6 protein-coding genes are annotated in these 11,605 nt (G+C 61.1%); all 6 read right to left on the bottom strand.

Features of this window, described 5'->3' with window-relative positions; all coding sequences use genetic code 11:
- Positions 1 to 17 precede the first annotated feature (17 nt).
- Positions 18 to 2,690: a nitrate reductase gene (locus tag EYY67_RS19610; protein WP_131694206.1), complete on the bottom strand. Its 2,673-nt coding sequence runs from the start codon at positions 2,688 to 2,690 to the stop codon at positions 18 to 20.
- Positions 2,687 to 6,880: a nitrite reductase large subunit NirB gene (gene nirB, locus EYY67_RS19605; RefSeq protein WP_131694205.1), complete on the bottom strand. Its 4,194-nt coding sequence runs from the start codon at positions 6,878 to 6,880 to the stop codon at positions 2,687 to 2,689. The genes EYY67_RS19610 and nirB overlap by 4 nt, the downstream gene beginning before the upstream one ends.
- A 22-nt stretch (positions 6,881 to 6,902) precedes the next feature.
- Complete coding sequence (locus EYY67_RS19600; RefSeq protein WP_131694204.1) at positions 6,903 to 7,700, bottom strand: ABC transporter ATP-binding protein; 798 nt, start codon at positions 7,698 to 7,700, stop codon at positions 6,903 to 6,905.
- Positions 7,697 to 8,608: a nitrate ABC transporter permease gene (gene ntrB, locus EYY67_RS19595; RefSeq protein ID WP_131694203.1), complete on the bottom strand. Its 912-nt coding sequence runs from the start codon at positions 8,606 to 8,608 to the stop codon at positions 7,697 to 7,699. Before ntrB ends, EYY67_RS19600 begins: the two co-directional genes overlap by 4 nt.
- Positions 8,609 to 8,620: 12 nt before the next feature.
- Positions 8,621 to 9,880, bottom strand: a complete 1,260-nt coding sequence (locus tag EYY67_RS19590) for a CmpA/NrtA family ABC transporter substrate-binding protein (RefSeq protein ID WP_095922147.1) — start codon at positions 9,878 to 9,880, stop codon at positions 8,621 to 8,623.
- A 274-nt stretch (positions 9,881 to 10,154) separates the two neighbouring features.
- Positions 10,155 to 11,366: a nitrate regulatory protein gene (locus tag EYY67_RS19585; protein WP_131694202.1), complete on the bottom strand. Its 1,212-nt coding sequence runs from the start codon at positions 11,364 to 11,366 to the stop codon at positions 10,155 to 10,157.
- Positions 11,367 to 11,605 lie beyond the last annotated feature (239 nt).

Genomic DNA, 11,605 nt, shown 5'->3' with positions numbered 1-11,605 from the left:
GAATGTTTCGGGAATATTCACTGGCTGTCTCCTTCCGTTTGCGTGACACGCTGACGGGCTATGATGTTTTTGAGTTCAGGAATGCATGAGCCGCAATTGGTGCCGCATTTGAGTGTTTCGCCAAGCTGCTGCACGTTGTGGCAGCCCTGTTGTACCGCCTGTGCGATGCGGATTTCACCCACCGAAAAGCAGCTGCAAATCATCGCGCCTGCCGGGGGGGTATCGCGGGCGGTGCGACCGGCCAAAAGCGCCAGACGTTGCGACGCGGTGTGCGGCGGCGTGGTAAAGGCAGCCACCACCGCCTGCCGGTCAGGTGACGGCGGTGTGCGGCAGGCATAAAACGCCAGTTGCAATGCGCCCTCTGCCCAGGCCAGCAGACTGAAACCGTCGTCGCCCGTCCGGGCGGTCTGGCAGACCATCTGGTTGGTGGCGTAAGACTCGTCCAGCCACGCCATCCAGTCGGCGGGCAGTGACGAATCGGCCAGCGTGAAATGCGTGATGCCCGGCTGGGTGATCAGGCTCCGGTAAGCGGTCACCGGCGGCTCGCGCTCTTCACCGCGGATAAACAGTTCAGCCTGCCACGCGGCCTGCCAGCGCCGCAGGCTGACCGGCATATGCTTGCTTTCCGGCTGCCCTGAGAGCGGATCCACATGCGCCGCAATCAGCGCATCCACCCGCGCCTGCTGGCTGAACCGGCTGTTCCAGTGCATCGGCACAAACACGCTGCCGCGCGGTTGCAGGTTGTCCGGTTGCGCACGCAGCAGCAGCCAGCCGTGCGACGAGGCCACGCGCAGCAGATCACCGGCCTGAATGTCCGGCGCATCGTCGGGATGAAACTGACAGAAGGGTTCGCTGATGTGCTGCATCAGCCGCGCCGATTTCCCGGTGCGGGTCATGGTATGCCACTGGTCGCGCACCCTGCCGGTATTCATGATCAGCGGCCAGGCCGCTGACGTCGGGCTGACGGGCAGCCGTGGCGTGATCGCCACCAGCCGCGCCCTGCCGTCGGGGTGAAAGAAAGTGTTATCGGTAAATAACCGCGCGGTGCCTTGCGGATGCGCCGCGTTCACCGGCCACTGCACGGGACGCAGGTTGTCCCATTCTTCATCCGACAGCGTCGCCAGCCCGCTGATATCAAACGCCCGCGCGCCGTGATTTTCAAAACCGGAAAGCGCCGCATGTTCACGGAAAATCTCCGCCGGATGCTGCCAGGCAAAAGCCTGACCGAACCCCAGCCGCTGCGCCACCTGACTGAGGATCCACCAGTCCGCTTTCGCCTCTCCTGGTGCGGGCAGAAACGCCCGCTGACGCGAGATGCAGCGTTCCGAGTTGGTGACCGTGCCATTTTTTTCGCCCCAGCCCAGCGCGGGTAAACAGATATGCGCGGCGCGGGTGGTATCGGTGTCGCGCATGATGTCGGAGACAATCACCAGCGGACAGCGGGCCAGTCCGGCGCGTACCCGGTCCGCATCCGGCAGCGAGACCAGCGGATTGGTGCCCATGATCCATACCGCTTTTATCCGGCCGTCTTCCACCGCACGGAACAGATCCACGGCGTTCAGCCCGGCGGATTGAGTGACGTTGTCACTCTTCCAGAAGCGGCCGACACGCCCGATATCTTCCGCTGTAAAGCCCATGTGTGACGCCAGCTGATTCGCCAGCCCGCCAACTTCCCGCCCGCCCATGGCGTTTGGCTGGCCGGTGATGGAAAAGGGTCCGCAGCCTTCGCGCCCGATATTGCCGGTCGCCAGATGCAGATTGATGATGGCATTGCATTTATCAACGCCGGAACTGGACTGGTTAATGCCCATGGAATACAGCGTCACCAGCCGCGTACAGCCTGCAATCATCTGGTAAAACGCCAGCAACTGTTCAGCGGGCAATTCGCAGAACGCGGCGGTACGCGCCACCGTCCAGTCCCGCGCTGCCTGCAACGTCTCTTCCGCGCCCTGCGTGTGATGGTGCAGGAAATCGCGGTCAAGATTGCCGCTCTCAGCCAGCGCATTGAGCGCGCCGCAGAACAGTGCCGCATCGCTGCCGGGACGCAGGGCCAGATGCAAATCCGCGATATCACAGGTTGCAGTCTGACGCGGGTCAATTACCACGATACGCATTTCAGGACGCGCCTGTTTAGCCTGCACCAGCCGCTGATACACCACCGGATGCGCCCAGGCGGTATTCGAACCGGTTAATATCACGCAGTCCGCCTGTTCCAGATCCTGATAACTGCACGGTACGGCGTCGGCTCCGAAGGCGCGTTTGTAGGCTGCCACGGCGGAAGCCATGCACAGCCGCGAATTGGTATCCATATTTCCTGCGCCGATAAAGCCCTTCATCAGCTTATTGGCGACGTAATAATCTTCGGTCAGCAACTGGCCGGAGCCGTAAAACGCCACCGCCTGCGGCCCGTGCTCGCGGATCACCGCCAGCAGGCGTTGCGCCAGCGTATCCAGCGCCTGTGTCCAGCTCACCGGCTGACCGTTGATTTCCGGCTGTAACAGCCGTCCGGCCAGTCCCAGCGTTTCGCCGAGCGCGCTGCCTTTCACGCACAGCCGCCCGTGGTTCGCCGGATGGTTCGGGTCGCCCTCTGCACAAAAATCGTCTCCCTCGGGCCGCATGCTGACGCCACACCCCACGCCGCAATAGGCGCAGGTGGTCAGTGCCGGAACGGTAACGGAAGGTGTCTTCATACGCTGACCGTCGCGGCGATTTCAGCGGCGGTCTGCACCGGCTGTTCCTGCACCCAGACGCGGCCATTTTCCACTTTCACCGGCCAGACGTGCAGCGCGGACTGCGCGTCATCCACGTTGCGCCCGTCCCGCAGGCGGAAACGCTGTTTATACAGCGGCGAAATCACCACCGGTTCGCCCTGCACATCCCCCACCAGTCCCCGTGCCAGCACGTTGGCATCGCTGTCCGGCTCGCGGTTGCTCAGGGCAAAGACCTGCTGCGGATGATCCGGTAAATGGAACAGCGCAATCTGCCGGTGCGCCAGCCGTGCCGCCATACCGGCATTGGCCGGGATCGCGGTCAGATCGCACAACGCCACCCAGCCCTGCACCGCCATCACCGGCTCACTGATCGTGATCCCCTCCCGTGCCGCCCGTTCATGCGCACGCGCCGGACGCACCTGCTGACGCTCGGTGACCATCACCACCGCCTCATCCGGCGCGGTGCTGTTAACGAACGGACGGAACAGCGCCAGCCGGTCAGGATCGGCCAGCGTGGTTTGCCATTCGCACTGATAAGTGCCGACCACCGCGTTCATCTCGCTTTCCAGTTCCGCGCCGATATGCAGGCTGTCTTCCAGCACCACCTGTCGCAGATATTCCATGCCCCCTTCGAGATTATCCATCCAGGTGCTGGTGCGTTGCAGACGGTCGGCGGTACGGATGTAAAACATCAGGAAGCGGTCCACGGTGCGGATCAGATCGCCGGTGCTCATGTCCTGCGCCAGCAAATCCGCATGACGCGGTTTCATGCCGCCGTTGCCGCAGACATATAAATTCCAGCCCTTTTCAGTGGCAATCACGCCAACGTCTTTGCTCTGCGCTTCGGCACATTCGCGGGTGCAACCGGACACCGCCATTTTGATTTTGTGCGGTGAACGCAGTCCCTTGTAGCGGTGCTCCAGTTGCAGCGCCAGCGAGGTGGAATCCTGCACGCCGTAGCGGCACCAGTTCGAGCCGACGCAGGATTTCACCGTGCGCAGCGATTTGCCGTAGGCATGGCCGGTTTCGAAACCGGCTTCCACCAGTTGCTGCCAGATTTCAGGCAGTTGTTCGAGGCGCGCGCCGAACAAATCCACCCGCTGACCGCCGGTGATTTTGGTGTAGAGGTTATAGCGTTTGGCGACCTGACCGATGGCAATCAGGCCGTCCGGCGTGATTTCACCGGCCGGGACACGCGGCACCACGGAATAGGTGCCGTCTTTCTGAATATTGGCAAAGTAACGATCGTTGGTGTCCTGCAACGGCAAATGCTGCGGTGTGAGCAGGTAGTCATTCCAGCAGGACGCCAGAATCGATCCGGCCAGCGGTTTGCAGATTTCACAGCCGCTGCCGCGCCCGTGTTTCTGAATCAGTTCGGCAAAACTGCGGAGTTTGCCCATGCGCACCAGGTGGTACATCTCCTGACGGGAGTACGCAAAATGCTCGCAGACGTCTTTTTTCACCTCGACGCCCATTTCACTCAGCGCGAATTCCATCACCTGTTTGGTCAGCGCCGCACAGCCGCCGCAGCCGGTGGCGGCTTTGGTGCAGGCTTTGACTGCCGCCATGTCGCCACAGCCGCCTTTCACCGCGTCACAGATAGCGGATTTGCTGACGTTATGGCAGGAACAGATTTGTGCACCATCCGGCAGTGCCGCCACGCCGAGACTTTGTGGCGCTGCGCCTGCCCCGGCAGGCAGGATCAGGCTTTCCGGTCTGGCGGGCAGCGGCATGTCGTTAAGCATCATCTGTAACAGCGTGCTGTACTCGTTGCTGTCGCCGACCAGCACCGCACCGAGCAGACGTTTACCGTCCTGGGAGACCACGATTTTTTTGTACACTTCCGCCGGTCCATCCACCCAGCTGTAACTCTGACTGCCCGGCGTGCGGCCATGCGCGTCGCCGACTGACGCGACGTCCACGCCCAGCAGCTTCAGTTTGGTGCTCATGTCCGCCCCTTTAAACGCCACCTCGCTGCCGGAAAGCGTATCCGCCAGCGTGCGCGCCATCTGATAGCCGGGCGCCACCAGACCGAAAATCTGCCCGTTCCATAACGCACATTCACCGATGGCAAAAATGGCCGGATCCGAGGTTCGGCACTGATCGTTAATCACGATGCCGCCGCGCGGCCCGACGTCCAGCCCGCACGCTTTTGCCAGCTGATCACGCGGACGGATCCCGGCGGAGAACAGCACCAGATCGGTTTCCAGATGACCGCCGTCGGCAAACTCCATGCGATAGCGGCTGGCTTCCCCCGCCACGATGGCGCGGGTTTCCTTGCCGGTATGAACCTGCACGTCCAGCGCTTCAATCTTGCGGCGCAGCATCGCCGCCCCGCCTTCATCGAGCTGAACCCCCATCAGCCGGGGCGCGAATTCCACCACATGCGTGTGCAGCCCGAGATGTTTCAGCGCGTTTGCCGCTTCCAGCCCCAGCAGCCCGCCACCGACCACCACGCCGGTTTTGCCTTCCGCTGCGCAGTCGCGGATCGCCGCAAGGTCGTCGAGCGTGCGGTACACCAGACAACCCGGCGCGTCGTTGCCCGGAATGGGCGGCACAAACGGATAAGAGCCAGTCGCCAGCACCAGCAGATCGTAAGGGGTCTGTCGCCCCTGATGATCGACCACAAAACGGTGGCGGGTATCAATATGGCCGATGCAATGCCCCAGGCGCAGCTCGATACCGGTCGATTCAAAGAAGTCGTCCTCCACCACCGACAGCGATTCCGCGCTGCGGCCGGAGAAAAACTCTGATAAATGTACGCGGTCGTAAGCCGGTGACGTTTCTTCCGCAAACACGATCACCTGATATTGCAGATGCAGTTCCCGCTCCACCAGCTGTTGCAGGAAATGGTGACCGACCATGCCGTGTCCGGCCATGACTAAAACGGGTTTCGACATTGCATTGCTCCTCGTCACCTCAACGGGTAACTGTTCTGATGTGATGGCCGTGAGACCGGACGTAGCCGGGACGTCACCGGGACTGAAAACACTGAGTTTTGCCTGCTGCACGCAGGGATGGCTGAGTCGTGAAACGTATTGCGGTCCGTCACTGATATCGCCCCACAGCAACACGCCGGTGAGGCGGTTATCGCGCAGGATCAGGCGGCGGTAATGGCCGTCGATCGGGTCTGAGACGGTGTGGATTTGCGCCCCGTCACCGGCATGCAGTTCACCGGCGCAGAACAACGCCAGGCCGGTTACTTTCAGGCGCAGCGGCAGCGGCGGGATCACTGATGACACCTTTTGCCCGCCCGCCAGACGGGCCGCCAGCGCATCGGCCTGTTGCCAGCACGGTGCCACCAGCCCGGCCGTCAGCTCCCCCTGCTGACAACATTCGCCAATCGCGGAAATGGCCGGGTCGGAAGTGTGCAGCGTGTCGCTGACCAGAATGCCGCGATCGCAGGCCAGTCCGGCGGCCTGCGCCAGCGCGATATCAGGCCGGACACCCGCCGCCACCACCACGCGCTGCGCCGGAATGTCCCGCCCGTCGCGGAGCCTGACCGCCTGCACATTGCCCTGTGCATCCCCGGCATACGCCCGCGTTTGTGCCTGCAAAATCACCGTAATACCCCGCGCCGTCAGGCTGTCACGCAGCAGCCCGGCGGCGTGTTCATCGAGATGACTGTCCATCAGATACGCGCCACGGTGCAGCAGGCTGACCTGCATACCGCGCTGTGCCAGGGCGGCGGCGGCTTCCACCCCCAGCACCCCGCCGCCAATCACCACCGCCGGTTGTCCGGCGTAATGCCCGTCGAGGATGTTTTCCACATCCTGCTGAGCACGAAAACCATAAATGCCGCGCAGTGTCGCGCCGGGCAAAGGCGGCATAAAAGGCCGGGAACCGGTGGCGAGCACCAGATGGTCGTACGCCAACCACTGCCCGCCCGCCCGCACCCTGCGGGCCTTGCGGTCAATCTCCGTTACCGCCGCACCGGCCATAAATGTGACACTGTGACGTTGATACCACGACGCATCATGGGTCACGATGTCATCAAAGTGCTTTTCACCGGCAAGCACCGGCGTCAGCAGGATGCGGTTATACGCAGGCTGTGCTTCATCGCCGATCATCAGGATGCGGAACCGGTCCGCTGCCTGTTCGCACAACCGTTCCACCAGTCGCGCGCCCGCCATGCCGTTGCCGATCACCATCAACGTGGGTTTTTCCATTGCGCTTATCCTGCCGGTTGAATCAGGCCACTGACCGGTGTTTTTCGTACAGAAACTGCAACACCTGCTGGCGGTAACGGTGGAACATCGGGTCGTTCGCCAGCGCCAGCCGCGAACGCGGACGTTCCAGTTCCACCTGTAATACCTCGCCGACTTTCGCCGCCGGGCCGTTGGTCATCATCATCACGCGATCCGACAGCAGCACCGCTTCATCAACGTCATGGGTGATCAGCAAAATGGTGGTGTTCAGACGCGACTGGATCTCCATCACCGCATCCTGCAAATGCGCGCGGGTCAGGGCGTCGAGCGCACCGAAAGGTTCATCCATCAGCAGCACTTTGGGTTTCATCGCCAGTGCGCGGGCAATCCCCACCCGCTGTTTCATGCCGCCGGAAATCTCACCCGGACGCTTGTCGGCGGCGTGCCCCATATGCACCAGCTCGAGGTTGTGCGCGATCCACTCGCGCATTTCACTTTTACTCATCACTCCTTTGAATACCTGATTCACCGCCAGCGCGACGTTCTCCGTCGTGGTCAGCCAGGGCAGCAGGGAATGGTTCTGAAACACCACACCGCGCTCCGGCCCCGGACCGGTAATCTCCTGGTTATCACACAGCAACACCCCTGCCGTCGGGCGACTCAGCCCGGCAATCAGGTTCAGCAAGGTGGATTTCCCGCAGCCGGAATGCCCGATCAGGCTGACCGTTTCGCCCTGCGCAATATCAAAACTGACGTTGTCGAGCGCCAGAAACGTGCCTTTTGCGGTCGGAAATTGCTGGCTGACGTTTTGCACGCGGATAATGGCTTTGTCATTTTTCATCTCAGGCTCCTGACGTTGTCGTAGCTGAAGCGGCGGGCAATGGCCATCAGCCCCTGTTCCAGCGCCATGCCCACCACGCCAATCAGCAGGATGGCGATAATGATGTTTTCCACATTGAGGTTGTTCCATTCGTTCCAGATCCAGAAACCGATGCCGACGCCGCCGGTGAGCATTTCGGCGGCGACGATCACCAGCCACGCGATGCCGATCGACAGGCGCACACCGGTCAGGATGTAAGGCAACACGGCAGGAAACAGGATCTTGCGCATCACGGTGAATTCACTGAGTTTCAGCACCCGCGCGACGTTGAGATAATCCTGCGGAATACGCATCACGCCTTCTGCGGTGTTAAGGATCATCGGCCAGATGGAGCAGATAAAAATGGTCCATGCCGAGGCCGGTTCAGCACGCTGAAACAGCAGCAGACCAATCGGCAGCCACGCCAGCGGGCTGACCGGGCGCAGCAGCGAAATCACCGGGTTGAGCATGCGGGCGATAAAGCGGAAACGTCCGATCAGGAAACCGGCGGGAATGCCCACCAGCGCCGCCAGCCCGAACCCGGTCGCCACACGTTGCAGCGAGGCCAGTACGTTCCAGCCGATCCCCATGTCGTTTGGTCCCGCGATGTAAAACGGATCGGCGAAAATCACTTTGGCGGCGTCCCAGGTTTTCAGCGGTGTCGGAAAACCTTTGCTGCTGAGCGCGGCAACCTGCCACAGCGCAATCAGCACAATGACGCCCAGCAGGGCCGGAATGCCCTGTTGCAGCCACCGGCGCAGCACGCCATGTACGCGGCCGGTGACAGGCGCTTTCACGCTAACGACCGGCGGCGCGGGGGTCAGCGGCACGATCTGCGCGCTGACCGGCTCTGCCAGTACGACAATTTTGGATGGGGAGTGAACAGACATTGGCGACCTCACTTAGCGTTTCATGGCAAAACTGTTGGCATATTCAGCAGGCTGGCTGCCGTCCCAGACTTTCCCGTCGATGAGCGTGCTGCTGCGCATCTCGCCGGACGGCAGGCTGATCCCACCCACCGCCGTGGCGGCCTGTTTGTAGACGTCAGTGCGGTTAATTTTTCTGGCGACGGCCAGATAGTCCGGATCCTTATCCAGCAGTCCCCAGCGTTTGTGCTGGGTCAGGAACCACATGCCGTCGGAGAGATAGGGGTAGTTGACCGCGCCGTCGTTGAAAAAGCGCATGCTGTGGGCGTCTTTCCAGGTTTTCCCCAGCCCGTTTTGGTAATCGCCGAGCATCCGTCCCTGAAGAGTTTCCACCGGCGTATTGATGTAGGCGCGTGCCGATATCACCTGCGCGGTCTCGATACGGTTGGCGTCTGAGGTGTCGATCCAGCGCGAAGCGTCCAGCACCGCCGCCGTCAGGGCGCGGGCGGCGTTGGGATTCGCCGTCACCCAGGCCTGAGTGGTGCCGAGAATTTTTTCCGGATGATCCGGCCAGATTTCCTGCGAGGTCACGGCGGTGAAACCGATATCATCCTGAATGGCGCGCTGGTTCCACGGTTCGCCGACGCAATAGCCGCTCATGTTGCCGATTTTCATGTTCACCACCATTTGCGGCGGCGGCACGACCACATTGCGGACATCGTTAAACGGATGGATCCCGGCGTTCGCCAGCCAGTAATAGAGCCACATGGCGTGGGTGCCGGTGGGGAAAGTCTGGGCAAAGGTGTACGTGCCTTTCGCACTGGCATCGACCGCTTTTTTCAGCGAGGCCGCGCCGGTGACACCGGCCTGTTTCAGCTGATTTGAAAGGGTGATCGCCTGCCCGTTATTGTTGAGCGCCATCAGCATCGCCATGTCATGCTGCGGGCCGGAAACGCCAAGCTGTAAGCCGTAGACCAGGCCGTAAAGGACATGCGCGGCATCAAGCTCGCCGGACACCAGTTTGTCGCGCACTGACGCCCAGCTTGATTCCTTGCTCGGGATGATTTTGATGCCGTATTTCTCATCAAACTTTTTCACCGCCGCCATCACCACGGAGGCGCAGTCGGTCAGCGGAATAAAGCCGACGCGGATCTCTTTTTTCTCCGGTGCATCGGAGCCGGCCGCCCATACGCTGTTCATAAAACCGGGCATCATCATGCTGCCGCCCAGCGCCGCGCTGGCCGCGATAAAACGGCGGCGGGAGAATCGCCCCGGCGTAGTGTTGTCTTGCGTCATTGCGGCTTCCTGTAAAGTTGAAAAATGAGCAAAAAAAAAGCGTCCAGTTAGCGCTCAGTTTCCTGAACGCTAACGGACGCCTTTATCCGTAATCCTGACTAAACCGCCATTGGTTTAGTGCTTATGTCGTATAACAATGCAGCTTGTATGCCAACTTGTTGCCGCACAATTAAATCAGCCGGTTAGCGGCACGCTGTCACGGCATTGCTGCTTTTCTGCACCGCAACAGCACGTCCTGCACATCGTGATGGCACATCGTCAGTGCAGCTACTCCTTAGGGATTAGGGATTTTTTTCCCCAATACTTCCGCCACCGCGAGCATCGCTTCTGCAATCTCGGAGAGCTTTTTATTCTGCTTCATTGCCATATCGCGCAGGGTTTTGTGCGCCTGCGGCTCGGTCAGACCGTGATGCTGCATCAGCAGGCCTTTGGCGCGTTCCACCCGTTTTTGTGCGGCCAGCGTGGCGCGCAGTCCGGTCAGTTCGGCATCCAGCGTCTGTAACTGGCGCGACTGCTGTTCGACCAGTTCCAGCACCGACCGGCTAAGCTGCGGGGGGATCAGCGCGGAGTAGTGCGACTCCTGCGGCGGGATGTCACCGATATCCTGCTGCTGGCGCGCAAGGGCATTCTGCGCATCGCGGATCCGCTGACGGCAGCATTCCATCAGGCTTTCTTCCAGACTGTCTTCCACCGTTTTCATGCCGTCAATGCGCGCCGTCGTCACCTCAAACCAGCGCAGCGCGTCCTCTGCCGGTGTCATGCGGGTGCAGGCAATGCGCCGCAGACGTTCGAATTCACTGCTGTCCGTGTTCACCTGCTGTTGCCACTGCGCCAGACAACGGGGATCGGCGAACCCGCTGAACGTCTGGAAACAACGCTCCTGACTGTCGATCAGATCCTGCAATTGCTGATGCGCGGCCTCGTCGAAATGACGGGCCGCAAAACCTGCGGCACCCAGCGCCCGTTCCTGTCCGGCCAGTTCCTTGCCCTGCATAAAGCTGAACATCGCCAGTAATGCCCGCGAAATGGACGGATCACCGGAGATATCCGCGGCTTCAAACACCAGCGCCAGATGGCTGCGGATCACCTCGCTGTACTGCCGCATGGCGTCCGGCTGGCTGATGGCCTGTGCCTGAACCTGACCGCGCAGTGACGGCAGGGTGCTGAGACTGTGCAGAACAGCGGCGATGCGGCTGAACAGGCGCGGCGCGTTTGCCACACCCTGCCCGCTCAGATCCAGTGCCGCCAGCTGCTGCCCCACGGCTTGCTCCGCGTTCTCCACCTGCAACGCCCGCTCATTCAACTGGTCAGCCCAGAGTTTGCCGTGCGAACACAAAAAGATGTTCACCGTGCCCCGCTCACGTTGCAGCACATGGATCAGCTGACTGATCGTGCCGACCAGCCTGCCCGTCTCCAGCAACTGCTGCAGACAGGCAATTTCACTTTTTTTCGATGCCAGCACAAAACCGAGAGCCGAATGAGACATAGAGGAATTCTGTTCAGGGAAGAGGTACAGAGGGTAAAGCAAGAAGTGTGCCGGAGCAGTAACGGCGCCGGGCAAAAAAACACTTACGGTGGCGAGTGAAACTCGCTCAGCACCCTCCCCCTGCGAAGGGGAGGGTTGGGGTGGGGTATTAAAGTAAAATCAATAGGTTGAAGTATGCTTTGACCGGGTGTTAGCCCTTAAAACCCCCTCCCAGCCTCCCCCTTCGCAGGGGGAGGAGC

The sequence above is a fragment of the Rahnella victoriana genome (genome assembly GCF_004330295.1).
GTDB lineage: Bacteria > Pseudomonadota > Gammaproteobacteria > Enterobacterales > Enterobacteriaceae > Rahnella > Rahnella victoriana.
The sequence above is the reverse complement of the archived record's forward strand: the minus strand, read 5'-3'. Positions and strand labels throughout refer to the sequence as shown.